The organism is Georgenia phoenicis (assembly GCF_047302425.1).
GTDB lineage: Bacteria > Actinomycetota > Actinomycetes > Actinomycetales > Actinomycetaceae > Oceanitalea.
Genome location: NZ_CP154855.1, coordinates 3,005,309 through 3,029,475, shown reverse-complemented (window position 1 = coordinate 3,029,475; position 24,167 = coordinate 3,005,309). Strand labels below are relative to the sequence as shown.

At 72.5% G+C, this 24,167-nt stretch carries 23 protein-coding genes and 1 tRNA gene; 10 read left to right on the top strand and 14 right to left on the bottom strand.

Annotation, left to right across the window (positions count from 1 at the left end):
- Positions 1-18: 18 nt before the first annotated feature.
- From AA0005_RS14395 to AA0005_RS14355, 9 genes are all read right to left on the bottom strand, one after another.
- Positions 19-408, bottom strand: coding sequence for an ectoine synthase (locus AA0005_RS14395; protein WP_413450822.1), 390 nt, complete (start codon positions 406-408; stop codon positions 19-21).
- Positions 409-411: 3 nt separating this feature from the next.
- Complete coding sequence (gene ectB / locus AA0005_RS14390) at positions 412-1,686, bottom strand: diaminobutyrate--2-oxoglutarate transaminase (protein WP_413450821.1); 1,275 nt, start codon at positions 1,684-1,686, stop codon at positions 412-414.
- A gap of 43 nt (positions 1,687-1,729) precedes the next feature.
- Positions 1,730-2,269, bottom strand: a complete 540-nt coding sequence (gene ectA, locus AA0005_RS14385) for a diaminobutyrate acetyltransferase (RefSeq protein ID WP_413450820.1) — start codon at positions 2,267-2,269, stop codon at positions 1,730-1,732.
- A gap of 367 nt (positions 2,270-2,636) precedes the next feature.
- Complete coding sequence (locus AA0005_RS14380) at positions 2,637-3,932, bottom strand: ABC transporter ATP-binding protein (protein WP_413450819.1); 1,296 nt, start codon at positions 3,930-3,932, stop codon at positions 2,637-2,639.
- A gap of 24 nt (positions 3,933-3,956) precedes the next feature.
- Positions 3,957-4,805, bottom strand: a complete 849-nt coding sequence (locus AA0005_RS14375) for a carbohydrate ABC transporter permease (protein ID WP_413450818.1) — start codon at positions 4,803-4,805, stop codon at positions 3,957-3,959.
- Entirely contained in the window at positions 4,805-5,800 is a 996-nt protein-coding gene (locus tag AA0005_RS14370; RefSeq protein ID WP_413450817.1) for a carbohydrate ABC transporter permease, read from the bottom strand. Before AA0005_RS14370 ends, AA0005_RS14375 begins: the two co-directional genes overlap by 1 nt.
- Positions 5,797-7,059 (bottom strand): extracellular solute-binding protein, encoded by a 1,263-nt coding sequence (locus AA0005_RS14365; protein ID WP_413450816.1) that lies wholly within the window; start codon positions 7,057-7,059, stop codon positions 5,797-5,799. The genes AA0005_RS14370 and AA0005_RS14365 overlap by 4 nt, the downstream gene beginning before the upstream one ends.
- A 149-nt stretch (positions 7,060-7,208) precedes the next feature.
- On the bottom strand, positions 7,209-8,072 hold the full coding sequence (locus AA0005_RS14360; protein ID WP_413450815.1) for a phosphatase PAP2 family protein: 864 nt from the start codon (positions 8,070-8,072) through the stop codon (positions 7,209-7,211).
- A gap of 40 nt (positions 8,073-8,112) precedes the next feature.
- Positions 8,113-9,261, bottom strand: coding sequence for a macrolide 2'-phosphotransferase (locus AA0005_RS14355; RefSeq protein ID WP_413450814.1), 1,149 nt, complete (start codon positions 9,259-9,261; stop codon positions 8,113-8,115).
- Positions 9,262-9,346: 85 nt separating this feature from the next.
- Between AA0005_RS14355 and nudC the strand changes: the two genes are divergently transcribed.
- The gene (nudC, locus tag AA0005_RS14350; protein ID WP_413450813.1) at positions 9,347-10,324 is read left to right on the top strand and encodes an NAD(+) diphosphatase; all 978 of its coding nucleotides are present in this window, start codon (positions 9,347-9,349) and stop codon (positions 10,322-10,324) included.
- Here the strand turns inward: nudC and AA0005_RS14345 are convergent.
- Positions 10,296-10,553 (bottom strand): mycoredoxin, encoded by a 258-nt coding sequence (locus tag AA0005_RS14345; RefSeq protein ID WP_413450812.1) that lies wholly within the window; start codon positions 10,551-10,553, stop codon positions 10,296-10,298. The two genes, nudC and AA0005_RS14345, sit on opposite strands and share 29 nt — an antisense overlap.
- A 115-nt stretch (positions 10,554-10,668) precedes the next feature.
- Here AA0005_RS14345 and AA0005_RS14340 point away from each other — a divergent pair, with 115 nt between their 5' ends.
- The 3 genes from AA0005_RS14340 (at position 10,669) to AA0005_RS14330 (ending at position 13,467) form a co-directional block, all read left to right on the top strand.
- A complete protein-coding gene (locus AA0005_RS14340) occupies positions 10,669-12,714 on the top strand; it encodes an ATP-dependent DNA helicase UvrD2 (protein WP_413450811.1) in 2,046 nt (681 codons plus the stop codon).
- A gap of 174 nt (positions 12,715-12,888) precedes the next feature.
- The gene (locus AA0005_RS14335) at positions 12,889-13,023 is read left to right on the top strand and encodes a hypothetical protein (protein WP_413450810.1); all 135 of its coding nucleotides are present in this window, start codon (positions 12,889-12,891) and stop codon (positions 13,021-13,023) included.
- 180 nt (positions 13,024-13,203) lie between these two features.
- Entirely contained in the window at positions 13,204-13,467 is a 264-nt protein-coding gene (locus tag AA0005_RS14330) for a WhiB family transcriptional regulator (protein WP_413453103.1), read from the top strand.
- Position 13,468: 1 nt separating this feature from the next.
- On the opposite strand, the gene AA0005_RS14325 is transcribed toward AA0005_RS14330, so the two are convergent.
- Positions 13,469-14,497 (bottom strand): thiamine biosynthesis protein ThiF, encoded by a 1,029-nt coding sequence (locus tag AA0005_RS14325; RefSeq protein ID WP_413450809.1) that lies wholly within the window; start codon positions 14,495-14,497, stop codon positions 13,469-13,471.
- A 138-nt stretch (positions 14,498-14,635) separates the two neighbouring features.
- Between AA0005_RS14325 and AA0005_RS14320 the strand changes: the two genes are divergently transcribed.
- A complete protein-coding gene (locus AA0005_RS14320) occupies positions 14,636-15,169 on the top strand; it encodes a M48 family metallopeptidase (protein WP_413450808.1) in 534 nt (177 codons plus the stop codon).
- Here AA0005_RS14320 and AA0005_RS14315 read toward each other — a convergent pair.
- Entirely contained in the window at positions 15,166-16,596 is a 1,431-nt protein-coding gene (locus tag AA0005_RS14315) for a zinc-dependent metalloprotease (protein WP_413450807.1), read from the bottom strand. The two genes, AA0005_RS14320 and AA0005_RS14315, sit on opposite strands and share 4 nt — an antisense overlap.
- Positions 16,597-16,736: 140 nt before the next feature.
- Between AA0005_RS14315 and AA0005_RS14310 the strand changes: the two genes are divergently transcribed.
- On the top strand, positions 16,737-17,834 hold the full coding sequence (locus tag AA0005_RS14310; protein ID WP_413450806.1) for a PDZ domain-containing protein: 1,098 nt from the start codon (positions 16,737-16,739) through the stop codon (positions 17,832-17,834).
- Positions 17,835-17,838: 4 nt separating this feature from the next.
- On the opposite strand, the gene AA0005_RS14305 is transcribed toward AA0005_RS14310, so the two are convergent.
- On the bottom strand, positions 17,839-18,396 hold the full coding sequence (locus AA0005_RS14305) for a PPA1309 family protein (RefSeq protein ID WP_413450805.1): 558 nt from the start codon (positions 18,394-18,396) through the stop codon (positions 17,839-17,841).
- Between the two features lie 137 nt (positions 18,397-18,533).
- Here AA0005_RS14305 and AA0005_RS14300 point away from each other — a divergent pair, with 137 nt between their 5' ends.
- The 4 genes from AA0005_RS14300 (at position 18,534) to AA0005_RS14285 (ending at position 23,357) form a co-directional block, all read left to right on the top strand.
- On the top strand, positions 18,534-21,575 hold the full coding sequence (locus AA0005_RS14300) for a UPF0182 family protein (protein WP_413450804.1): 3,042 nt from the start codon (positions 18,534-18,536) through the stop codon (positions 21,573-21,575).
- A gap of 86 nt (positions 21,576-21,661) precedes the next feature.
- Positions 21,662-21,738, top strand: a tRNA-Met gene (locus AA0005_RS14295).
- 179 nt (positions 21,739-21,917) lie between these two features.
- Positions 21,918-22,151 (top strand): helix-turn-helix domain-containing protein, encoded by a 234-nt coding sequence (locus AA0005_RS14290; RefSeq protein WP_413450803.1) that lies wholly within the window; start codon positions 21,918-21,920, stop codon positions 22,149-22,151.
- 6 nt (positions 22,152-22,157) lie between these two features.
- Entirely contained in the window at positions 22,158-23,357 is a 1,200-nt protein-coding gene (locus tag AA0005_RS14285; RefSeq protein ID WP_413450802.1) for a tyrosine-type recombinase/integrase, read from the top strand.
- Between the two features lie 577 nt (positions 23,358-23,934).
- Here the strand turns inward: AA0005_RS14285 and AA0005_RS14280 are convergent.
- Entirely contained in the window at positions 23,935-24,141 is a 207-nt protein-coding gene (locus tag AA0005_RS14280) for a hypothetical protein (RefSeq protein ID WP_413450801.1), read from the bottom strand.
- Positions 24,142-24,167 lie beyond the last annotated feature (26 nt).

Below are 24,167 nucleotides of genomic sequence, written 5' to 3'. Positions count from 1 at the left end.
TCGGCGTTACGGGGGGCGTCAGGCCTCGGTGATCAGGGGGTAGACGCCGTTCTCGTCGTGGACCTCGCGGCCGGTGACGGGCGGGTTGAAGACGCAGATGGTGCGGATCTCCGTGCGCGGGCGGACGACGTGCTTGTCGTGCTCGTTGAGGAGGTACATCGAGCCGGGGCGCAGCTCGTGCGTCTCGCCGGTGCCGAGGTCGGTGATCGTGCCCTCGCCCTCGATGATCATCACCGCCTCGATGTGGTTGGCGTACCAGAACTCGTTCTCCGTGCCGGCGTAGAGGGTGGTCTCGTGGACGGAGAACCCGACCTTGTCCTTGGCGAGGATGATGCGCTTGGAGCGCCAGTTGGGCGTCTGGATGTCGAACTCGGTGTCGTCGAGGTCGTGGAAGCTGCGGACGATCATGGCTCAGTTCTCCTGGTTCTCGAGGACGGTGACGACGGCCTGCTCGAGGATCCGCATCCCGGCCTCGAGCTCGGCCGGGCTGATGGTGAGGGGCGGCAGCAGCTTGACCACCTCGTCGTCGGGACCGGAGGTCTCGACGAGCAGCCCGTTGGCGAAGGCCTCCTGGGTGACGCGCCCGGCGACCTCGCCGGAGGCGAACTGGAGCCCGCGGGCGAGGCCGCGGCCCTTGGCGACGAGGCCGTGGCGCTCGTAGCGGGCGACGAGCGCGTTGAAGCGCGACTCGATGGCCATGCCGCGGGAGATTGTGCTGCGCTCGAGCTCGTCGTCCGACCAGTAGCGGCGGATCGCCTCGGTGGCGGTGACGAAGGCGGGGTTGAAGCCGCGGAAGGTGCCGTTGTGCTCGCCCGGCTCCCAGATGTCGAGCTCGGGGCGCACGAGGGTCAGCGCCATCGGCAGGCCGTAGCCGCTGATCGACTTCGACAGCGTGATGATGTCCGGGACGATGCCGGCCTCCTCGAAGCTGAAGAAGCCACCGGTGCGGCCGCAGCCCATCTGGATGTCGTCGACGATGAGCAGGATCCCGTGCCGCTTGCACAGGTCGGCGAGGTTGCGCAGCCACTCGGCGCGCGCGGCGTTGATCCCGCCCTCGCCCTGGACGGTCTCGACGATGACGGCGGCCGGCTCGTTGAGGCCGCCGCCCGCGTCGGTGAGCAGCCGCTCGAGGTAGAGGAAGTCCTCGACGCCGCCGTCGAAGTAGTCGTCGTAGGGCATGGGGGTGGCGTGCACGAGCGGGACGCCCGCGCCGCCGCGCTTCATCGCGTTGCCGGTGACCGACAGCGCGCCCAGCGTCATGCCGTGGAAGGCGTTGGTGAAGCTGATGACCGACTCGCGGCCGGTCACCTTGCGGGCGAGCTTGAGGGCGGCCTCGACGGCGTTGGCGCCGCCCGGGCCGGGGAAGACGACCTTGTGGTCCAGGCCGCGGGGGCGCAGGATCGTGTCGGCGAAGGTCTGGAGGAACTCCTCGCGGGCGGCGGTGAACATGTCGAGGGAGTGGACGACGCCGTCACGGGCGAGGTAGTCGAGCAGCGCCTTCTTCAGGGCCGGGTTGTTGTGCCCGTAGTTGAGCGAGCCGGCACCGGCGAAGAAGTCGATGTAGGGGGTGCCGTCGGTGTCGTACATCGTCGCGCCGACGGCGCGGTCGAAGGTGACCGGCCAGGAGCGCGAGTAGCTGCGGACCTGGGACTCGAGCTCGGTCGTCGTCGGGGTGGTGATCGTCATCGGGAAGGCTGCCTTTCGTGGCGGTACGCGTCGGTGTGGGGGTTCAGCTCTCGATGGGCTCCAGGGGGCCGATCCTCACCAGCCCTTCGGTCTCGTGTCCGGCGTCGGGGAAGTCCGCGGCGGCGAAGAGCTCGCTGCGGACGAGGGGGGCGCCGCGCTCGGCGGCAAAGCTCTCGAAGAGGCGCTGGGAGGCGGTGTTGTCCGCGGTGATCGAGGCCTCGACGAAACGCGCGCCGCCGGCGGCATCGGCCAGGAGACGGGCGGCCAGCCGCCGACCGCGCTGTGCGGCGTCGACGGCAACCTGCCAGACGAACAGCGTGGCCGGCTCCTCGGGGCGGCGGTAGCCGAGGAGGAAGCCCACGACCTCGCCGTCGACCACGGCCACCCGGCAGGTGCTCGCGAAGTCGCGGGCGAGCAGGAGGTAGGCGTAGGAGGTGTTGAGGTCCAGGGCGCCGGAGTCGCGGGCGAGGCGCCACATGTCGGCGCCCTCGGCCGGCTGCGGGGGCCGCACGGTCACGGGCGTGTCGCCGCCGGTGTCGACGGCGGCGGGGACACGGGGTACTGCTGGTGTGGCGGGGGGCATACGGCCGACCACGTTAACGAGGTCCGGCGCCGTCCGACAGCCGTCCGACGGCATCACCGGCCGATCCGGGCCGCTTCCCGCCGGTGCGGGGAGCGGCGGTCTGGCGTGGCACCATGCGGGAAGGTCGCCCTGCGCCGTGGCCCGTTCCGAGCGCCCGAAAGTCTGTCCGTATGGTGAGATATTTCCCCGGGTGTGACCCGGGCCATACGAGTTCGAGCCCTTTGCGAGCGAAGCGCCACGGCACGCCGGTGCCCGGCCATCCCGCGACCGCGACCGCAGGCGAGAGCGACGAGCGCGCGTGTCGTTTCGCTAGCGCTCGTCGCAGTCGCGTGCGCTCGCCTCACGCGGACGTTGGCGGGCCCCTCGGTCAGCGGCGGGTGCGGGCCGCCTCCGAGGTGCGCTCGCCCTGGCCGTCCTTCTCGGCCCGGCGCCGCGCCCGCTCGAGGGCCCGCTCGCGCATCGCCCGGGCCTCCTCCTCGAGCTCCGCGGCCCGCTCCTCGCTGCGGGTGAGGTTATCCCCGGACTCCGGGTCGAAGAGGTGGAGCGAGGCAGGGTCGAACCACAGCTCGGCGGGGTCGCCGGGCCGCACCGTGCTCGCCGCGTCGAGCGAGATGATGAGCTGGGTACGCATGCCCTCGCCGTCGAGGTCCCGGTCGAGCTCCTCGAGCTGGGCCTTGACGGCCTCGTGGGTCTCGAAGGGGATGTAGGCGTAGAGCACCTCACCCAGCCACTCGGTGACGTCGACGTCGACCTCGAAGCGCACCCCGCGCTCGGCGCGGGCCGGCTCGATGGTGTCGACGTCCTCGAAGGCGTCGGGGCGGATGCCGACGATGACGACGTCCCGGTTGCCGACGGCGGCACGCATCCGCTCGTCCATCGGGACGTCGACGACGGGCAGGCGCAGGACGTCGCCCTCGACGATCCCCGGGAGGAAGTTCATCGGCGGGGAGCCGATGAAGCCGGCGACGAAGAGGTTGACGGGCTGGTCGTACAGGCCGCGCGGGCTGGCGACCTGCTGCAGCTCACCGCGCCGCAGGACGGCGACCCGGTCGCCGAGGGTCATCGCCTCGGTCTGGTCGTGGGTGACGTAGACGGTCGTGGTGGCGAGGTTGCGCTGGAGGCGGGCGATCTCGGTGCGCATCTGCCCGCGCAGCTTGGCGTCGAGGTTGGACAGCGGCTCGTCGAAGAGGAAGGCCTTGGCGCGCCGGACGATGGCCCGGCCCATGGCCACGCGCTGGCGCTGGCCGCCGGAGAGGTTGGCGGGCTTGCGCTCGAGGTGCTCGTCGAGCTCGAGGAGCCGGGAGGCCTCCCGGACGCGCTCGTCGATCTGCTCCTCGGTGTACTCGCCCTTGGCCAGGCGCAGCGGGAAGGCGATGTTCTCGTAGACGGTGAGGTGGGGGTAGAGCGCGTAGTTCTGGAACACCATGGCGAGGTCGCGGTCGCGCGGGGCCTTGTCGTTGACGACCTCCCCACCGATGCGCAGCTCGCCGTCGGAGATGTCCTCGAGGCCGACGATCATCCGCAGCAGGGTGGACTTCCCGCAGCCGGAGGGGCCCACGAGGATGACGAACTCGCCGTCGGCGATGTCGAGGTCCACGCCCTTGACCGCGGTGAAGCCGTCCGGGTAGGTCTTGACGACGTTGTCGAGGGTGATCGATGCCATGGGAGTCTCCTTGTCGTTCGGGCCTCAGCCCTTGACTGCGCCCTGGGTGAGGCCGGACACGATGCGCCGCTGGAAGAGCAGGACGACGATGACGACCGGCACCGTGACGACGATGGCCGCCGCCGAGATCGAGCCGGTGGGCTCCTCGAACTGCGAGGCGCCGGTGAAGAAGGACAGGGCCGCCGGGACGGGCCGGGCGGCGCTCGTCGAGGTGAGCGAGATGCCGTAGACGAAGTCGTTCCACGCGATGAAGAAGGCGATGATCGCCGTCGTGAACACGCCGGGGGCGGCGAGCGGGACGACGGCCTTGCGGAAGGCCTGGAACGGGGTGGCGCCGTCGACCTGGGCCGCCTGCTCCAGCTCCCACGGGATCTGGCGGAAGAAGGCGGCCAGCGTCCAGATCGAGATCGGCAGCGTGAGCGACAGGTAGGGGATGACGAGGCCGGCCCACGTGTCGTAGAGGCCGATCGTGCGCCACAGGTTGAACAGTGGCGTGACGATCGAGACGACGGGGAAGACCGACACGGCCAGGGCGGTGGTGAGGATGACCCGCTTGCCCCGGAAGTCGAGGCGGGCGATGGCGTAGGCGCACAGGGTCGCGAGGACGACGGCGATGAAGGTCGCGATGAGCGAGATGCCGATGGAGTTGCGCAGCGAGGGGAGGAAGAGGTCCTGGGCGCTGCCGCCGGGCGCGAGGATGGTCTCGTAGTTCTCCAGCGTCCACTCCTCGGGCAGGAAGGTCCCCGAGAAGAGGCCGGCCTGCGTCTTGAACGAGGTCATGAGGATGGAGACGACCGGGAAGAGGGACCACACGAGCACGACGAGCGTGATCGCCACCCACCCGACCTTCTGCTTCGTGGACAGGCCTCTCATCACTTGCCTCCCGTCGAGCCGGCGAGATCCACCTTGAAGCCCTTGATCGCGATGCCCGCGATGATGAGGACGCAGAGGAACAGCAGGACCGAGATTGCCGAGCCGAGCCCGATCTCCAGGCGGCCGATCGAGGTGTTGTAGGCCAGCAGGGAGAGGACCTCGGTGTTGTTCGCGCCGTTGGTCATGATGTAGACGTTGTCGAAGATCCGGAAGGCCTCCAGCGCCCGGAAGAGGACGGCGACCATGATCGCGGCCTTCATGTTCGGCAGGATGACCCGCTTCATCACCTGCCAGCCGGTGGCGCCGTCGACCTTCGCCGCCTCCTCGAGGTCACCGGGGACCTGGGCCAGGCCGGAGAGCAGGAGCAGGGAGATGAAGGGCGTCGTCTTCCACACCTCGGAGGCGATGATGACGAAGAGCGAGGTCCCCTGGGCGGAGAACCAGTTGAGGTCCTCGGTGATGCCCGGGACCCAGCTGAACCAGTTGTTGACGTAGCCGCCGGAGTTGATGTCGAAGGCGTAGAACCACGCGAAGGCCGAGACGACGGTGATGATGCCGTAGGGCACGAGGATCGCCGTGCGGATGAGGCCGCGGAGGTTCTTGATCGCGCGGTGCATGACGAGCGCGAGGAGGAAGCCGAGGACGAGCTCGATGAGCACCGTGATGACGGTGATGACGATCGTGATCCACAGCGACTGGAGGAACGCGGGGTCCCCGAGCACGACCTGGTAGTTGCGGAACCACACGAGCTCGGTGTCGTCCGGCGCCGTGAGCCGCAGGGAGAACAGCGAGTCGTACAGCGCCTGGAGGATCGGGTAGAGCGTGACGAGGAGCATGACGACGAACGCCGGGCCGGCGAGGTACCAGCCGAGCCGCGCCTCGGAGCGGGAGCGGTCCGAACCGCGCCTGCGGCGCGGGCGGGAGTCGGGCCGTCGGGTGGGGGCGTCGGGGCGCCGGTCCGCCGCGGGACCGGCCGCCGGGATGTTCGAGCTCATAGCAGCCTCTCGTCTCGCAGGACCGCGGTGATGAAGTCGGCCGAGGACCCGGGTGTCTCCTCGGGGTCGACCGACGCGGGCGGGTGCCAGGTCTCCTGCAGGCCGATCGAGACCTCGTTGTAGTAGGGGGTCTGGGGCCGGGGAGCGGCGAGCTCGAGGGACTCCCGGATGGTGTCGGCCATCGGGAAGTCCTCCTGGACGCGCTCGTCCTCGTAGGCCTCGACCGACGACGGCGGGTTGCCGTTGGTCACGAAGTACTCGGCCTGGTGCTCGGGCCGCACGATGCACGCGACGGCGTCGTACGCGGCGTCGACGTGCTCGCTGAAGGCGCTGACCCCGAGGTTGATGCCGCCCACGGGCGGTGCGGCGTCGGTGCCCTCGTCCATCCGCGGGTAGATGGCCCAGCCGATGTCCTCGACGATCTCCGGGTTCGAGCCGTTGATCGCCGGCCACACGAAGGGCCAGTTGACCATGAAGGAACCGTCGTCCCCACGGAAGAGGTTCATCGACGCGTTCTCGTCCGCCGTCGGGAAGCCCGAGCCCGCGAGGCCACCCTCACCGATCTGCTGGAGCACCGCGGCGGCGGCCCGGCCGGCGTCGGAGTCGACGGCGAGCTCCACCTCGTTCGCCGGTGCCTCGGGGTTGGAGATGACCTCGCCGCCGGCGGAGGCGATGAGCGCGTTGATCCACACGGTGAGCGACTCCGCCTTGGTGCCCTGGACCCCGAGGAGCAGGTCCTGCTCGGTGGCGGCCTGGATGAGCTGGTCCCAGGTGACGGGCTGCTCCATGTCGAGGCCGGCCGCCTCGGCCACCGACTTGCGGTACCAGAGCAGCTGGGTGTTGGCCCAGAAGGGGACGGAGACGAGCTCGCCGTCCCACGTCGCGGAGTCGACGGCGCCCTGGACGACGTCCTCGGTGTCCTGCAGCTCCTCGGGTACCGGGGCGAGGAAGCCCGCGGCCGCCATCTCGGGGATGAAGGGCGGGTCGAGGCTCATGATGTCGATCGACTCGTCGGAGGCCGCCAGGCGCCGGGCGAGCTGCTCGCGCTGGGAGGCGGCGTCGCGGGGGAGCAGGGAGGTCTCGATGCGGTACTCGCCCTCGGCCTCCTCGGTGCAGGTCTGTGCGAGGGCCTCCTGGCCGCCGTCGTCGGGGTTGATGTACCAGGTGAGCACGGGTGGCCCGGACTCGCTGGCGCAGGCGCTGAGGCCGGCGGCCAGGGCGAGCGTCAGGACCGTGATCGTCGTTCGCGGTCGTCGCACGTGCCCTCCTCGGCGTCGCGGCCGGCCTCCGTCGGCCGACGTTGGCCATAGACAACACCGGAAGGGCACGCTCCGCATCCGGAGAGCCCCCACCGCATCCGCCCACACCCCGCCTACCGCCGAGAGTGCAGTTATCGCCGAGAGTGCACTTACCGCCGAGGGCGGTGCTCGGAGCCGGTGGTGAGGTGAAGCAGCAGGCCTGCGCTGACCAGGGTGACCGCGGCGACACCGAGCACGGCGCCGCCGTAGGCGATGAGCAGCTCGGTGCGGCTGGCGGCGGTGACGCCCGCCGTGACGACCAACGAGAGGCCGGCCATCATCGCGCAGACGCCCGCCCCGAGGACGAGCAGGCGGAGTGCCAACGTGGTGCGACGGTCACGCGGGCTGTGCAGGTCCGGCCCCGCGACGAGGACGGCCAGCGCTCCCCAGAGGAGGACGACGAGCATCGCCGCGGCGACGTCGGAGGCACGGTGCCAGCCGTTGACCATCGTCGCGAGCCCCGTCCCGCCCGCGTAGGCCCACCCCGCGAGGGCGACGGCCCAGCGCCAGCGGGGCGGGGCGACGAGGAGGGCGACGGCGGCCACCGTCCCCGCGACCGTCGTGTGCCCGCTCGGCAGCGAGTTCGCGACCGCGTCGGAGATGCCGAGGTCCGGCCGCGTGAGGACCTCGTACTTGAGGACCTGCGTCGTCACGTTGGCGCCACCGACGAGGACCGGGACCGCCAGGGCGGCCCGCCACTGCCGCCGGAGCAGCGCGACGACGACACCGACGAGGATGACGACGACGAGGAAGGGCACCGAGACGACGTCGAGCACTGTCTGGCTGCCCTCGGACAGCCGCCACCGCCCGATGCGCGAGCCGTCGAGCGTGGTGCTCTCCACGCGCTGGCCGAGGGACGTGGTGACGAACAGCCACCACACGGCGAGGACGCCCACCGCCGCGAGGACGGCGGTGAGCGCGGCGTCCCGGCGCAGCGTGCTGGCCGGCCGGGTGGTGGAGGCGCGGTCTGTCACGTCGCCACGATAGGCGGCCTCGTGAGGCCGGGAGCCACGCTCAGTGCCCGGTGCGCTCGTCGTCCCCGCCGCTCACCGGGGCGGCGTCCTCGTCGCTCGCCGGGGTGGCCTCCTCGTCCGCCTCCTCGCGCAGGAAGGGCAGCTCGGCGGTGGCGTTGGGGTCGAGGCCCTCGTCGTCGTCCGCCTCCACGGCGTCGACGTCCTCGTCCTCCTCGGTCCAGTCCTCCGGGCGCCCGGGGACGACGACGGGCTCGCGGTAGCCGATGGGCTCGGCGTCGCGGATCTGCTCGGCGAGGTCCTCGAGCATCTGGACGGCGTCGGTGACGATCTGCTCGTTGCCCGTGTTGACGCCGTGCATGAGCCAGCGGGCGAGGGCCAGCTCCCCGACGAGCTGGGCGCGGTCGAGGAGGTAGGTGTCGGCGTTCTCCGGCCGCGCCAGGGCGTAGGCCTCCTCGATCGAGTCGAGGCAGTCCTCGGGGGCGCTCGCGAGCAGCCAGGCGAGGTCGACGGCGGGGTCGCCCACGTGCGCCTCGGAGAAGCTGATGACGGCGCTCACCTCGCCGTCGAGCACGAGGACGTGCTCCTCGGCGAGGTCGCCGTGGACGGGGGTGGTGCGGAACCGCCACAGTGCGACGTCCTCCAGCGCCCGCTCCCACCGGGCCAGGACGACGGTGGGCACGTGGCCGGTGCGGGCAGCGGCGTCGACCTCCGCGAGCGAGCGCTTGCGGTACTCGTCGGCGTCGTAGACCGGCAGTCCGGCGTCCTCGACCACGCGCGCCGGCAGCTCGTGGAGCGCGGCCAGGCTGCGGCCGAGGTCCGCGGCCAGGCCGGGGCCCGGGCCGAGGCGCTCGAGGTCGAGCGGGCGGCCGCGCAGCTGGCGGTAGACCATCGCCCGTCCGCCCTCGGGCAGGGCGGCGAACCCTGCCGGCTCAGGGACGGCGAAGGGCAGCGCGCCCTCGCGGACGTGCACCGCGAGGTTGCTGAGCAGGGACACTTCCGCCTCGAGCGACGCGCCCGCCGACGCGTGCAGCGGGCAACGGACCACCCAGTGGCGGCCACCGGAGTCGAGGACACCGGTGACCTGGAAGTCGGCGGTCGTGCTCTGCGGGGAGCGGGTCGCGACCACGTCGAGGCCCGGCACCGCCGCAGTGGCGAGCGCCGCCAGGGCGAGGGGCGATCTACGTGTCACGCCCCCAACCGTAGGACGCCCGGGCCCGCCTCACCCGCGGCGGCCGCGGCGCGCCTCGAGATCGGCCTGCGGATACGGTGCCCGGGTGGCCCTCACCCAGCTCCCCCTCGCCCGGACGACCATCGACGCCGACGGCGCCTCCCGCACCCGCCCCGGCCTCCTCGCCGAGCTCCGGGACGACGCCGCCACGCGCGTCGTGCTCGTCCACCGCGGCCTCGTGGGGGCGGGGGAGGAGGGGCTCGCCCTGCTCCGCGCGGCCGACGTGCCCGCGGAGGCGTGGACGGCCGAGCAGGTCCACTACCTCGGCCGCGAGGGGGAGGCGCGCTTCGTCGCGCTCGTCCTGCCCGGCCACCTCGGCTCCGAGCGCGACCTCGACGGCGCGCCCGTCGACACCGACGCCCCGCTCGTACGGCTCCTCTCGGGGCTCGAGATGCGCCACCTGCGCGAGCTCGGGGACCGGCTGAGCGACCGGGACACCGGCCTGGGGACGACGGCGGTCGCCCTCGCCGCGTGGCACGAGCGCAACCCGCGCTGCCCGCGCTGCGGCGAGGCCACGGAGGTCCTCGAGGCGGGCTGGGTGCGCCGGTGCGTCGTCGACCACTCGCTGCACTACCCGCGCACCGACGCAGCGGTCATCATGGCCGTCGTCGACGCCGAGGACCGGCTGCTGCTCGGCCACGCCGCCCACTGGCCCGACCACCGCTTCTCCACCCTGGCCGGCTACGTGGAGCCGGGGGAGTCGCTGGAGGCGGCGGTGCGGCGGGAGGTGGCCGAGGAGACTGGCGTCGTCGTCGGCGCGGTGCGCTACGAGGGCAGCCAGCCCTGGCCCTTCCCCTGCTCCCTCATGACCGCCTTCCGGGCGGAGGTCGCCCCGGGGGCGGGCACGGAGGTGACCGTCGACGGCGTCGAGCTCACCGAGGCCCGCTTCTTCACGCGCGAGGAGCTCACGGCGGCGGTCGCGGAGGGGACGGTGCTGCTGCCCTCGCTGTCCTCGATCGCGCGCTCGCTCATCGAGGACTGGTACGGCGGCCCGCTCAGCCCAGGCGGGTCTTCACCTCGTTGAGCGAGGGGTTCGTCGCGGCGGAGCCGTCGGGGAACAGGACGGTCGGGACGGTCTGGTTGCCGCCGTTGACCTCCTCGACGAAGCTCGCGGCCTGCGGGTCCTCCTCGATGTTGACCTCGCGGTAGCCGATGCCCTCGCCGTCGAGCTGCTTCTTCAGCCGCCGGCAGTAGCCGCACCACGTGGTCGTGTACATCGTGATGGTGCCGGGCTCGGGCGTCGTCGTGCTCATCGAGGTGCTCCTTCTGTCGGGTTCGCCGACCATAACGCCCCGCCTCGACGGGATCATCCCGGGGAGCTGGGGACGGCTCGGCCACGTGTGGGCGGCGGCTGAGACACTGGCGGCGATGAGCAGCACGACCACCCCCAGCAGCGAGGAGCTCCTCGCCGCTCTCGACGACGACCAGCGCGCCGTGGCCCAGACCCTCACCGGGCCGCTGTGCGTCCTCGCCGGTGCGGGCACCGGCAAGACCCGCGCGATCACCTACCGCATCGCCCACGGCGTGAGCGCCGGCGTGTACAGCCCGACGACCGTGCTGGCCGTGACCTTCACGGCGCGTGCGGCGGGGGAGATGCGCTCCCGGCTGCGCGACCTCGGGGTGGGCGGCGTGCAGGCCCGGACCTTCCACGCTGCCGCGCTGCGCCAGCTGTCCTACTTCTGGCCCGCCGCCATCGGGGGCGGGCTGCCGAAGATCCAGGAGCACAAGGCGCCGCTCGTTGCTGAGGCTGCCTCGCGGCTGGGTCTGGCGGTGGACAGGGTGAGCATCCGGGACCTCGCCGCGGAGATCGAGTGGGCCAAGGTCAGTCTCGTCACCGCCGAGGACTACGCCGCGCGGGCCGCCTCTGCGGGCCGGGAGGAGGCGGCGGGACAGGACCGCGCGACGGTGGCCCGGCTGCTCGAGGTGTACGAGGACGCCAAGACCGAGCGCGGCGTCATCGACTTCGAGGACGTCCTCCTCCTCATGGTCGGCATCCTCGAGGAGCGGGCGGACGTCGCCGCCGAGGTCCGCCGCCAGTACCGCCACTTCGTCGTCGACGAGTACCAGGACGTCTCCCCGCTCCAGCAGCGGCTCCTCGACCTGTGGCTCGGGGACCGCAAGGAGCTGTGCGTGGTCGGTGACGTCTCCCAGACGATCTACTCCTTCACCGGGGCCACCCCGCGCTTCCTCACCGACTTCCCGCGCCGCTTCCCCGGCGCGGAGGTCGTCCGGCTCGTGCGGGACTACCGCTCCACCCCCCAGGTGGTGTCCCTCGCCAACAGCGTCCTCGAGCGCGCCGGGCGCCATCGCTCCAGCGCCGCCGTGCAACTCGTCGCCCAGCGGCCCTCCGGCCCGGCGGTCCGCTTCGAGGCCTTCGACGACGACGTCGCCGAGGCCGCCGGCGTCGCCGCCCGGATCGCGGCCCTGGAGAAGTCCGGGGTGCCGCGCAGCGAGATCGCCGTCCTCTACCGCACCAACGGGCAGGCCGAGGCGCTGGAGCAGGCCCTCACCCAGGCGGACATCGGCTACCTCGTGAGGGGCGGGGAGCGCTTCTTCTCCCGCCGGGAGGTGCGCGAGGCCGTCGTCCTCCTGCGCGGGGCCGCGCGCACGATGGCCGGCCACTCCATGCCCGAGGCCGTCCGCGACGTCCTCGCCGGGATGGGCTGGGCGCCGGAGCCCCCGGCGGCGCGTGGCGCCGTCCGGGAACGGTGGGAGTCGCTACAGGCGCTCGTCGCCCTCGCGGACGAGATCGCCGCCGCCCGCGGCGCCGACCTCGCCGGCCTCGTCGCAGAGCTCGAGGAGCGGGCCAGCGCGCAGCACGCGCCCACCGTCTCGGGGGTCACCCTCGCCTCCCTCCACGCGGCCAAGGGCCTGGAGTGGGACGCCGTCTTCCTCGTCGGGGTGAGCGAGGGCCTGCTGCCCATCTCCATGGCCGAGACCGACGACGCGATCGCCGAGGAGCGGCGGCTCCTCTACGTCGGGATCACCCGCGCCCGCGAGCACCTCATGATCTCCTACGCCCGCGCGCGCACCGTGGGCGGGCGCGCCAGCCGCAAGCCCTCGCGCTTCCTCGACGGGCTGTGGCCGGAGGAGGGCACCACGCGCCGCCGCCCCGCGGCCCGCGCCCCCCGGCGCGACCGCCTGGCCGAGCTCGCCGAGTCCGACCCCGAGGGCGCCGCTCTCGTCGAGCGGCTGCGCGCATGGCGGAGCCAGGTGGCCATGGCCACCGGCAAGCCGCTGCACACGATCCTCCACGACACCACCCTCGCCGCCATCGCCGAGGCCCGGCCCAAGGACCTGCGCCAGCTCGGGATCCTGCGCGGCATCGGTGCCGCCAAGCTCGAGGCCTACGGGCCGGCCGTCCTCGCCGTCGTCCGCGGCGAGGAGGTCCTCGTCGAGCCGCCCGGCGCCTGAGCCGCGGAACGACGGCGTTCCGGCCCCTTGGAGACGTTCGCGAAAATCTCCGCGATAAATACCTTGCCCCCCGTCACAGGGCGGGCGTAGTGTCCCTCTCGTCCGTGACCGAGTCGGGGCCCGTGCCTAGCCAGCACACAGGGGCTCCCATGTGCGAAGGGGAGGTGAACCGACGTGATCACCATCATCTCGATGGATGCCGCCAGCCGTGGGCTGGGCCGAGCTATGCCCTGGTTCACCCGGGACTGCTCCCGCCTTCGCCCCGCGCCCGTCGGCTACGCCGAGGGCCGCGCGCTCCGGACGCCGTAGAACCGCACACGTTCTCCGCCGGACCGCGCAGCTCCCGACCGCGGTTCGCCCCTCCCGGGGATCGCCGCAGGTCCGTCCAGACCCGGCTTCGCACTCACGGAGACACTCGTGCAACTCACCACCCTTCTCGACCGACTCACCCAGGGGTCCTCACAGTCGTGGCCGCTGCCTGAGACGGACGTGCTCGCCCTGGTCGAGCCGACCGCGGTGGCCCCGTGCCAGGACACGGAGGACCCCGACCTCTGGTTCGCCGAGCGCCAGGCGGACGTCGAGTTCGCCAAGACGCTGTGCCGCACCTGCCCCGTCCGCGAGGCCTGCCTCGCCGGCGCGATCGACCGCGCCGAGCCCTGGGGTGTGTGGGGCGGCGAGGTGTTCGTCGGCGGCGAGGTCGTCGCGACCAAGCGCGGTCGCGGCCGCCCACGCAAGCACCACCCCGCGGCCTGAGTCAGGCCCGGGCGGGCACCACCCCCGTCCGCGACGGCAGGCCGGTGCACCCGCAGTCCGGGTGCACCGGCCACTGCTGTGTCCGGGGCACCGGCCGGCGGGCGTCGACGACGAGGCTCGTGCCCGCCGTCGCCACCGGGGTGCCGTCGAGGTGGGCCACGACCTGGCCGACCGTGACGGCCGCCGCGAGGAGGCAGGTGCAGGCCTCCACGCCCCGCGACGGCGTGCCGAGCAGCTGCGTGGCCACCGCCGGCCAGCGCTCGTCCGCGGCGGTGCGGTGCAGGTCGACGCAGCGCCCGCACGGCCCCACGCCCGGGGTGACGAGCGGCCCGACGACGACGTCCACCTCCCGCACGACGACGAGCAGGTGGACGACGTCCTCCCGCACGAGCGGGCGCAGCCGCACCGGGTCGCTGACGTCCTGCTCGACGAGGACGACGACGTCGGGCCGGGTGCGCGGCGGTGCGGACGTGCGCAGGTGCGGGTGCGCCAGCCGCAGCACCGCACGCCCCCGCTCGCCGCGCTCCTTGCCCACGTCGTGCAGGCCGTAGCCGCCGAGCCCGACGTCGTCGCGCCTCACCCGCGCCCGGTCCTCCACGAGCAGCGTCCCCACCCCCGCGGCCGCGAGCCCGGAGGCGACGAGCATCCCGAGCCTGCCCAGACCCAGGACCGCGACGACCGTCTCACCGCGGGCGGCGACGACCTCGCTCGCGTCCCGCTGCCGCACCCGGGACCAGTGGTCCACCTCGGCGCCGAGCCCGAGGTGGTCGAGGCCCGGGTCGCGTGCGTGCTCCACGGCGCCGCAGGCGTCGAGCGCCGCCAGCAGCTCGCGCACCCGGGGCGCACGCACCCCCAGCTCCCGCCCGCGGGCGAGGACCGCCTGCTCGCTCGTCTCCCGCTCGAGCCCGTCGAGGAGCCGCTGCTCCTCACCGCTGAGGCCCTCGAGCACGACGGCGAGATCCGGGTCCGCGTGCACCTGGCTGCTGCCCTCCTGGCGCCACAGCACGTGCGTGCCTGGTCGTAGTCGCATCTGCCCTCCCACCACCGAGGATGGCAGCGGCCGGCCCCCGGGCGCTCGGGTGCCCCACCGTCCTGTGGACAGCGGCGACCTGTGCACGGGCCGACGCCCGGCGCCGGGGGTGTCGGAGGCTGCCCGTAGATTGGTCGCATGTCCCAGATCGAGGTCCGGCGCAGCCGCCGCCGCACGCGGACGGTGCAGGCCTTCCACGAGAACGGGCGCACCGTCGTCGCCATCCCCGACCGCTTCACCGCCGCCGAGGAGGCGGAGTGGGTGGCGCGGATGGTCGAGCGGCTCGAGCGCACCGGCCGCCGGCGCCGTCCCTCCGACGCGCAGCTCGCCGCCCGTGCCGAGCAGCTGTCGGAGCGCTACCTCGAGGGTCGCGCCCGTCCTCGCTCGGTGGCGTGGGTCGGTAACCAGACCACGCGCTGGGGCTCCTGCACGCCCAGCACTGGCACGATCCGGATCTCCGACCACGTCAAGGGCATGCCCACGTGGGTGCTGGACTACGTCCTCGTCCACGAGCTGGCGCACCTGCTCGTCGGCGGCCACGGGCCCGACTTCTGGGCCTGGGTGGAGCGCTACCCGCAGTCCGAGCGGGCCCGCGGCTTCCTCGACGGCGTCTCCTTCGCCCGCCGGCAGGAGGGCCAGGCGGCACCCGAGCCGGGCGGCGCGGAGGACTAGCGGGGCTCGTCCTCGCCGTCGTCGTCCGCGGCGGATTCCTCGTCACCGGGGGTCTCCTGCTCGGCCTCGGCGAAGATGCTGGCGAGCGCCGCGTCGACGTCGCCCTCGGCGGAAGCCGCGGCGTCGCGCGCGGCGACGAAGCCCTGCGGGTCGTCGAGCTCCTCGGCGGTGGGCATGAGGTCGGGGTGCGACCACAGCGCGTCCCGGGCCTCGGTGCCGCGCTGCTCCGCCAGGTGCGTCCACAGCGCGGCGGCCTCGCGCAGCCGGCGCGGCCGCAGCTCCAGCCCCACGAGCGAGGCGAAGGTCTGCTCGGCGGGCCCGCCGGCGGCGCGGCGCCGGCGCACCATCTCCCGCAGCGGCACCGCGTGCGGCAGGTGCGGGGCGACGGCCAGCCCGGTGACGACCTCGACCCAGCCCTCGACGAGGGCCAGGGCCGTCTCGAGGCGGACGAGCGCGGCGCGCTGGGCCTCGCTCTGCTCGAGGGCGAAGACCCCGCCGGAGAAGGCCTCGCGCAGCGCGTCGGGGTCGCTGGGGTCGATGGAGCGGACGGCCTCCTCGATGGCGCCGGTGTCGATGGAGATCTCGCGGGCGTAGGCCTCGACCGTGCCGAGCAGGTGGGAGCGCAGCCACGGCACGTGGGCGAAGAGCCGCGCGTGGGCGACCTCCCGGACCGCGAGGAAGAGGCGCACCTCCTCCGCCGGGGCATCCAGGCCCTCGGTGAAGGCGGCGACGTTCGCGGGGACGAGCGCGGCGTCGGGACCCTCGACCAGCGGGAGCCCGGTGTCGGAGGCGCCGAAGGCCTCGCCGGCGAGGGTGCCGACGGCCTGCCCGACCTGCATGCCGAAGACGGCGCCGCCGAGCTGGCGGATCATCCCGCCGCCCGCCCCGGCACCGAGACCGGCGGCGAGGGGGTGGTCACCGAGCTCGCGGGTCTGCTCCTCCAGGACGCGCTCGAGCGCGCGCGCCACGGAGGTGGCGATGGGCTCGGCGAGCTTCTTCCACGTCGGCAGCGTCTCGCGCGCCCAGTCCGAGCGCGACCAGGCGCGGGTGGCGCCCCCGCTCGGGCCCAGCTCGGTGACGGCGTCGAGCCACAGGTCCGCGACACGCAGGGCGTCGGTGACCTCGGCGGCCTGCGCGGCGGTGACGGTGACGTCACCGTGCTGGCGGACCACCTGGGTGGCGACGTCCCCGGCGAGGGCCCAGTTGACCGGGTCGGTGCCGCCGGCCGCGAGGATGTGCTGCATCTGGCTGAGCATCATCGCCAGCTGGTTGCGGTCCTGCGGCAGCCCGGCGGCGTTGGCCATCGTCTCGGGGTCGAGGCCGGCGGCGCGCATCGCGGCCATCGCGTCCTCGGCGGCCTGCGGGCCGAGCATGGAGCGCAGCAGCGCCTCCCAGCTCTCGTCTCCGGCTCGCGGGTCCTGGCTCATGGGGCAGCTCCGATCCTTCGGGAGGCACCACGGTAACCCCCGGGACCGGGGCCGCCGGTGCGCGGCCCGAGCGGTTTCGCCCAGGGCGTGACGGGGCCCGACGGTTCGGCCCGGGGGCGTGGCGGGGTGATGATGTGGCGGTGCGCCCCGACCTCACCACCGACCGGCCGCTGCTCACCCCGCGGACGGTGACGGCGGCGGTGGCCTGCGCGGTCACCTTCGTCCTCGCCCTCGCCATGCTCTTCGTGACCCCGCCCTACGCGATCCAGAGCCCCGGCCCCACCGTCGACACCCTCGGCGAGGTCGCCGAGGACGAGCCGCTCATCACGGTCGAGGGCGTGGAGACCTACCCCACCGAGGGCGAGCTGCGCCTCACGACCGTCTCCACGCGAGGCGGCCCCGGGTTCCCGGCCACCGCGGCCCAGGTGGTCAGCGGCTGGCTGTCCGGGACGACGACGGTCGTGCCCCGTGAGGCCGCCTTCGACCCGGAGCAGACGCGCGAGGACGTGGAGGAGGAGTCGAGCCTGCAGATGAGCTCCTCGCAGACCAACGCCACCGTCGTGGCGCTCACCGAGCTCGGCTACGACGTGCCGACCGAGCTGCGCGTGGCGGGCACGAGCCCGCACGGCCCGACCGCCGGGCTGCTCGAGGAGGGCGACACGCTCGTGAGCATCTCGGCCGGCGGCCCGCCGACCGAGCTCAGCTCCTTCGCCGTGCTCAGCGAGGTCCTCGCCGGCACCCCGCCCCGGTCCACCGTCACGCTCGGCGTCGAGCGGGAGGGGGAGCAGACCGAGGTCGAGGTCGTCACCAGCGACGACGGCGACGGCGGCAGCCTCCTCGGCGTCATGATCTCGCCCGACGTCGAGCTGCCCGTCGACGTCGAGTTCGCCATCGAGAACATCGGCGGACCGAGCGCCGGGCTCATGCTCACTCTCGGGATCGTCGACATCCTCACGCCCGGCTCCCTCACCGGCGGCGCGGTCGTCGCGGGGACGGGGACCGTCGACCTCGCCGGCGACGTCGGCCCGATCGGCGGGATCGCGCAGAAGATGGCCGGCGCCGTCCGCGACGGTGCCGAGTGGTTCCTGGCGCCCGTCGAGAACTGCGACGAGGTCGTCGGTGCGGTCCCGGACGGGCTCGAGGTCGTCGCCGTCGACACGGTGTCCGACGCCGTGACGGCGCTCGAGGCCGTGGCCGAGGGCGCGACGGCGGATCTGGAGCGCTGCCCGGCGCCTTAGGGAATCAGGAGAAGGTCGCGCGCAGCGCCTCGACGAGCCCCGGCACGGCGTCGGGGGAGCCGCCGACGGCGTCGTCGGTGTCGTGGTTGCGCGAGCGCAGCGCGCACCAGGACTCCCCGCTGCGCAGCACCCCGGCGACGATCCGCACGTCCTGGCGGTCGGGGTGGGCCTCGAGGTAGGCGACGGCCGCGTCGGGGTCGCGCGGCATGTCGGCCTCGGCCTCCGGCGGCACGACGATGCGCTCGACGACGATCGCGGCGCCGTCGACCTCCTCGGGCCAGCCCAGCTGGGCGAGGAGCTCCTCGAGGGTGTCCGCCTGCGGCAGACCGTCCTGCTCGATGGACAGCAGGTGCTCGGGGTCGAGCCGCGCCGACTCCTCCGCGCCCTCGGGCAGCTCGCCGGCCAGGGCGGGGTTGACCGCGAGCGCCGCGGCGGTGCGCACGAGCGAGAAGACGAGGACCGGTGAGTCCCAGCCGAGCGAGCTCACGTGCCGCTCGATGTCGACGACGGCCTCGGTGAGGGCGCGCTGGCGGGGGCTCGGGTCGGTGGGGGAAGTCGTCATGCGCTCATGATCGCGCACCCCGGCCGGGGGAGGCGACCGTGGGATATGGGAACCTAGGAGGCGGGTGGCGCGTTGCCCCAGCAGGGGCGACACAGACAGCCGCCCACCGTCAGCTCCACGACCGAAGGTGCCACCACGTGACAACTTCCTCCGTCCCACGCCCACCACGGCCCGCGGGGGGCCGACGACGCGGCGCGCTCGTGCCCACGCTCGTCGTCCTCGGCGTGCTGGCCGCGCTCCTCATGCTCGTCGCCCAGTTCTGGACGGAGGTGCTGTGGTTCTCGCACCTGGACTTCGAGGACGTCCTGTGGCGGGAGTGGATCACCCGCGCGGTGCTCTTCGTCGTCGGCTTCCTCGTCATGGGCGCCTCCGTCTGGCTGGGCCTGCGCCTGGCCTACGGCTCCCGGCCGATCTACGCGCCGGTCACCCCCGAGCAGCAGAACCTCGATCGCTACCGCGAGAGCGTGGAGCCGCTGCGCCGCCTCGTCATGATCGGCGCCCCGATCGTGCTGGGCATCTTCTCCGGCATCTCCGCGAGCGGGAACTGGCGCGCGGTGCTCATGTGGCTCAACCGTGAGCCCTTCGGCACGAACGACCCCGAGTTCGGGATCGACATCGGCTTCTTCGTCTTCACGCTGCCGGTGCTGCGCACGCTCGTCTCCTTCCTCATGACGGTCGTCCTCATCACCCTCGTGGCCTCGCTCGTCACGCACTACCTCTACGGCGGCATCCAGCTCGCCGGCCGCCCCCAGCGGGTCACGCGCGCCGCGCGGGTCCAGCTGTCGGTCATGGCGGCGGTCTTCGTCCTCCTCATCGGGGCGAACTACTGGCTGGACCGCTACTCGCTGCTCGTCGGGCAGAACGAGCGCTTCGCGGGCGCGTCCTACGCCGACATCAACGCCAACCTCCCGGGCCGGGAGATCCTTGCGATCATCGCCGTCATCATCGCGGTGCTCTTCATCGTCGCCGCCTTCCGCGGCAGCTGGCTGCTGCCCGCCGCGGGTGTCGGCGTCATGATCGTCTCCGGCGTCGTCATCGGTGGGATCTACCCCGCGATCGTCCAGCGCTTCCAGGTGACCCCCAACGCCGTCGAGGCGGAGTCGCCCTTCATCCAGCGCAACATCGAGGCGACGCTCGCCGCCTACGGGCTCGACGACGTCGAGAGCCAGACCTACGACGCCGTCACCGAGGCCGAGGCGGGGCAGCTGCGCAACGACACCGAGTCGACCGCCAGCATCCGCCTGCTCGACCCCAACATCGTCAGCCCGACCTTCCGCCAGCTCCAGCAGAACCGCCAGTACTACGACTTCAACGAGACGCTGTCGGTGGACCGCTACGAGATCGACGGCGAGAAGCGCGACACCGTCATCGCGATCCGTGAGCTCAACCAGGAGGGCCTGGGCAACGACCAGCGCACCTGGGTCAACGACCACACGGTCTACACCCACGGCTTCGGCGCGGTCGCGGCCTACGGCAACACCGTCTCCGCGGACGGCCAGCCGGCCTTCTTCGAGTACGGCATCCCGAGCGTCGGTGAGATCGGGGAGTACGAGGAGCGGGTCTACTTCGGCCAGAACACCCCGAGCTACTCCATCGTCGGCGCCCCCGAGGGCACCGACCCGTGGGAGCTGGACTACCCGGACGACGACGCCGACCAGGGCCAGGTCAACACGACCTACCAGGGCGACGGCGGACCGAGCCTCGGCAGCTTCTGGAACAAGCTGCTCTACGCGATCCGCATGGGCTCGGAGCAGATCCTCTTCTCCGACCGCGTCAACGAGGAGTCCCAGATCCTCTACGACCGCGACCCGCACGAGCGCGTGCAGAAGGTCGCGCCCTACCTCACCCTCGACGCCCGCGCCTACCCGGCGATCGTCGACATGGACGACGACGAGTCCACGCCCAAGGAGCTCGTGTGGATCGTCGACGGCTACACGACGACGAACGAGTACCCCTACTCGGCGCGTGAGTCCCTCGAGGACGCGACGACCGACGCCCTGACCGACGAGCTCGGCGGCGTCGTCGTCGGCCCCGCGCCGGAGGAGGTCAACTACATCCGCAACTCCGTCAAGGCGGTCGTCAACGCCTACGACGGCGAGGTCACGCTCTACGAGTGGGACGAGGAGGACCCGATCCTCCAGACCTGGCAGAACGTGTTCCCCGAGCACATCTCGCCGATGGACGAGATCAGCGGTGACCTCATGAGCCACCTGCGCTACCCCGAGGACCTCTTCAAGGTCCAGCGCGAGCTGCTCAGCCGTTACCACGTCACCGACGCGGCCTCGTTCTACTCCGGCGGCAACTTCTGGAACATCCCCAACGACCCCACCGCGGGCGAGGGCGTGCCGCAGCCGCCGTACTACCTCACGATGCAGATGCCGGGGCAGGAGACCGCCGAGTTCTCCCTGACCTCCAGCTTCATCCCGGGTGGTCAGACCGACCGGAACATCCTCACCGGATTCCTCGCGGTGGACTCCGAGACCGGCAGTACACCGGGCGAGGTGAGGGAGGGCTTCGGACAGCTGAGGCTGCTCGAGCTGCCGTCGGACGTCACGGTGCCCGGCCCGGGCCAGGTGCAGAACACCTTCAACTCCAACCCGACGATCTCCACCGAGCTCAACCTGCTCCAGCAGGGTGGGTCGCAGGTGCTGCACGGCAACCTCCTCACCGTCCCGGTGGGTGGCGGCCTGCTCTACGTCCAGCCGGTCTACGTCCAGGCCTCGGCCGGTACGCAGTACCCGCTGCTGCAGTACGTGCTCGTCGCCTTCGGTGAGGAGATCGGCTTCGCGCCGACCCTGACCGAGGCGCTCGACCAGGTCTTCGGTGGCGACTCCGGCGCGGAGGGCGGTGACGCCGACGTCGTCGGCGAGACACCCGCCGACACCCCCGCGGGCGAGGAGCCCGAGGGGACCACGGAGGTCGACGCGGGAGCCCAGCAGCGCCTCACCGACGCCCTGACCGAGGCGAACGAGGCGCTCCAGGAGGGCCAGGCCGCCCTCACCGAGGGTGACTGGACCGCCTACGGCGAGGCGCAGTCCCGCCTCCAGGCCGCGCTCGAGGAGGCCGCCGAGGCCCAGCAGGAGCTCGACGCCGCGGGCACCGCGCCCGCCGACGGGCAGACGCCACCGGCCGACGACGCCGAGTCACCGCCCGAGGGCGGCGACGACGGCGGCGGCTGACCGGGCGGTCCGGCGGGCGGTGAGTCGACTCACAGCCCGCCGGATTGCCACCCGGGGGCACCGCCGCGTAAGGTGGTGTTCACCGACGCGGGGTGGAGCAGTTCGGTAGCTCGCCGGGCTCATAACCCGGAGGTCGCAGGTTCAAATCCTGCCCCCGCTACCAGATCAGGCCCGGGAATCCACGGATTCCCGGGCCTGAGGCTTATAGGGATTTGATCCACCCTCCACAAACCCTCCACTTTGACCTCTCCGTCGAGGTCGGGTCGGGGCTGCCGCGCGGTCGTCGCCGGTCGCTGCCGGGGTGTCACGGCTACCACGGCGCGCCCCGCGCACCTGGCAGGCATGGGAACCTCACCGACACAGTGGAGCGGGCTGGACCCGCTCCTGGGCATCCAAGAGCTCGCCGAGTACCTCGGCGTGCCTGTCCGGACGATCTACGACTGGCGCCAGACGGGGCACGGTCCGCGCGGCTTCCGGGTCGGCCGGCACCTGAGGTTCGCCGTCTCCGACGTCGCGGCGTGGGTCGAGGGCCAGCGCGACGCCACGGCGAACGGCCGCGATCGCTCGGCGGGGTGAGCTGAGGTGGCACGGCCCCGCACCCTGATCGGCACGTTCGGCGACATCGAGTTCACCGCCCTGGCGGGCGGGGTGGTCCGCGCTCGTGTGCGCGTCAGGGACCTCGACGGTCGGCTCCGGCGGGTCGAGGCCCGCGGCCCGACGCGCAAGGCGGCCGAGCATCGCCTCAAGGAGAAGCTCGCCCGGCGGGCCGACTACGCCACCGGGACCGGCGAGCTGACGCCCGACACCTCCTTCGGGCGCCTCGTCGACCTCTGGCTGGAGGATCTCGATCTCGAGGGCAAGCTCGCGCCGAGCACCAGGGCGCTCTACGAACGCAACATGCGGCAGCTGGTGATGCCGGCCTTCGAGCACTACACGCTGCGCGAGATCAGCGTCGCCAAGGTCGACAGGTTCATCAAGGCGCTGGCCACCACCCGGAGCTACAGCATGGCCAAGCAGGCGCGCACCGTCCTCAGCCTCGCCCTCGGCCTGGCGGTCCGCTACGACGCGCTACGGGAGAACCCGGTGCGGGACACGGCCCGGTTGAGGAAGCCGCCGACTCGGGCGATGGCCCTGACCCTGGAGCAGGTCAACGCAATCCGAGCCGCGGTGCGGGGCTGGCGCCGAGAGCCCGGGATGCCCGGACCGCCGCCGGACGGCCAGCTCGGCCAGATCATCGAGGTCATGCTCGGCACCTCTGCCCGGATCGGCGAGGTGCTGGCGATCCGCAAGTGCGACGTCGACCACACCGCCTCACCGGCCACCGTCCGGCTCAGCGGGACGATCGTGTCCCCGACGGGCAAGCCGACCCACCGGCAGCCGCACCCCAAGACCGCGAAGTCGGCCCGAACCGTGGCGGTGCCCTCGTTCACCGCTGAGGTGCTGCGCCAGCGGCTCGCCGAGATCGCCGACGAGGACCCGGAGCACCTGATCTTCTTCAGCCGCAACCACACGCCGCTGACGACCAACAACGTGCGCCGGCGCCTGCGCGCCATCCTGGAGGAGGCCGGCATCACGGGTGTCACGCCGCACTCGTTCCGTCGGACCGTCGCGACGGTCATCGACCGGGCCGGCGGTGCGGACCTCGCGGCCGAGATGCTCGGCCACACCTCCTCCCAGATCACCAAGGAGCACTACATCGAGCCCGACGAGAAGGTGAACCCGGTGACCGCCGAGATCCTCGAGTCACTCGCTCCTCGTGACAGCAGCGACGACGAGAAGTGAACGTTGGACGCGGTGGTGGGGAGTCCTCAACGTCGCTCTCTCCCCCGAGGTCGGCGACTGCACCGAAGGGAATCGCCTGCCCGCCGGCGCGTCCGCGGTGGTGATGAGTCATCACCACCGCTCTCTTCCCCCAAAGCACGCTCGTCGAACCCGGGCGCGGGCCGACCTCGGCCTGCTCACCGTCGACACGTGCGATCGCTCGATCCATGTGGCCAGTCTCGCGTGGGTGCGTTACCGAGAACGTACGGGGTGCCTGACCCCGTACGCACCCCGTACGCACCCCGTACGCACCCTGGCGAGGAGCATCAGCCCAGGTCATAGTGCGTACGGGGCAATCGTCGCCGCGGCGGGGGCGACTGGTCTAAGACACCCCGCCCGAGACCGTCGGCGAGGCGTCGATCAGCCGCTCACGCGGTGCTTCCAGTACCCCGGCAGCCGCCTCTCATGGGCGTACGCGACGGCTACGACCTCGCCATCGGCTACGTAGTGGATCACCCCGTGGCGACCATCAGCCGCCGGCGCGGCGCGGCTCGGCGTGCCGGTTTAAATCGATGGCGATCAGTTCGTTGCGGATACCCTAACCGTCGGCGCTGTTCGCCTCGATGTCCTCGGCGAGGTCCTGCAGCGTCCCCGCGTCGCACTCGAGCGCCGCCTGCAGCGCCTCAGCCGTGATGTGCCCGGAAAGCCGGTGCACGTCGCCATAGTCCTCCGCGAGCTCGAAGACCTCTTCGCAGGTGATGATCTGCTCGTGTGGCGAGGTCGCGCCGGCCGGGACTTTGATCATGGTCGTCTTGTCGGCCTGGGGGCACC

Bases quoted from the DNA above. Each gene is read 5' to 3' on its own strand.
- AA0005_RS14395 (WP_413450822.1), bottom strand. From the start codon at position 408: ATGATCGTCCGCAGCTTCCACGACCTCGACGACACCGAGTTCGACATC.
- ectB (WP_413450821.1), bottom strand. From the start codon at position 1,686: ATGACGATCACCACCCCGACGACGACCGAGCTCGAGTCCCAGGTCCGC.
- ectA (WP_413450820.1), bottom strand. From the start codon at position 2,269: ATGCCCCCCGCCACACCAGCAGTACCCCGTGTCCCCGCCGCCGTCGAC.
- AA0005_RS14380 (WP_413450819.1), bottom strand. From the start codon at position 3,932: ATGGCATCGATCACCCTCGACAACGTCGTCAAGACCTACCCGGACGGC.
- AA0005_RS14375 (WP_413450818.1), bottom strand. From the start codon at position 4,805: ATGAGAGGCCTGTCCACGAAGCAGAAGGTCGGGTGGGTGGCGATCACG.
- AA0005_RS14370 (WP_413450817.1), bottom strand. From the start codon at position 5,800: ATGAGCTCGAACATCCCGGCGGCCGGTCCCGCGGCGGACCGGCGCCCC.
- AA0005_RS14345 (WP_413450812.1), bottom strand. From the start codon at position 10,553: ATGAGCACGACGACGCCCGAGCCCGGCACCATCACGATGTACACGACC.
- AA0005_RS14340 (WP_413450811.1), top strand. From the start codon at position 10,669: ATGAGCAGCACGACCACCCCCAGCAGCGAGGAGCTCCTCGCCGCTCTC.
- AA0005_RS14325 (WP_413450809.1), bottom strand. From the start codon at position 14,497: ATGCGACTACGACCAGGCACGCACGTGCTGTGGCGCCAGGAGGGCAGC.
- AA0005_RS14320 (WP_413450808.1), top strand. From the start codon at position 14,636: ATGTCCCAGATCGAGGTCCGGCGCAGCCGCCGCCGCACGCGGACGGTG.
- AA0005_RS14315 (WP_413450807.1), bottom strand. From the start codon at position 16,596: ATGAGCCAGGACCCGCGAGCCGGAGACGAGAGCTGGGAGGCGCTGCTG.
- AA0005_RS14305 (WP_413450805.1), bottom strand. From the start codon at position 18,396: ATGACGACTTCCCCCACCGACCCGAGCCCCCGCCAGCGCGCCCTCACC.
- AA0005_RS14290 (WP_413450803.1), top strand. From the start codon at position 21,918: ATGGGAACCTCACCGACACAGTGGAGCGGGCTGGACCCGCTCCTGGGC.
- AA0005_RS14280 (WP_413450801.1), bottom strand. From the start codon at position 24,141: ATGATCAAAGTCCCGGCCGGCGCGACCTCGCCACACGAGCAGATCATC.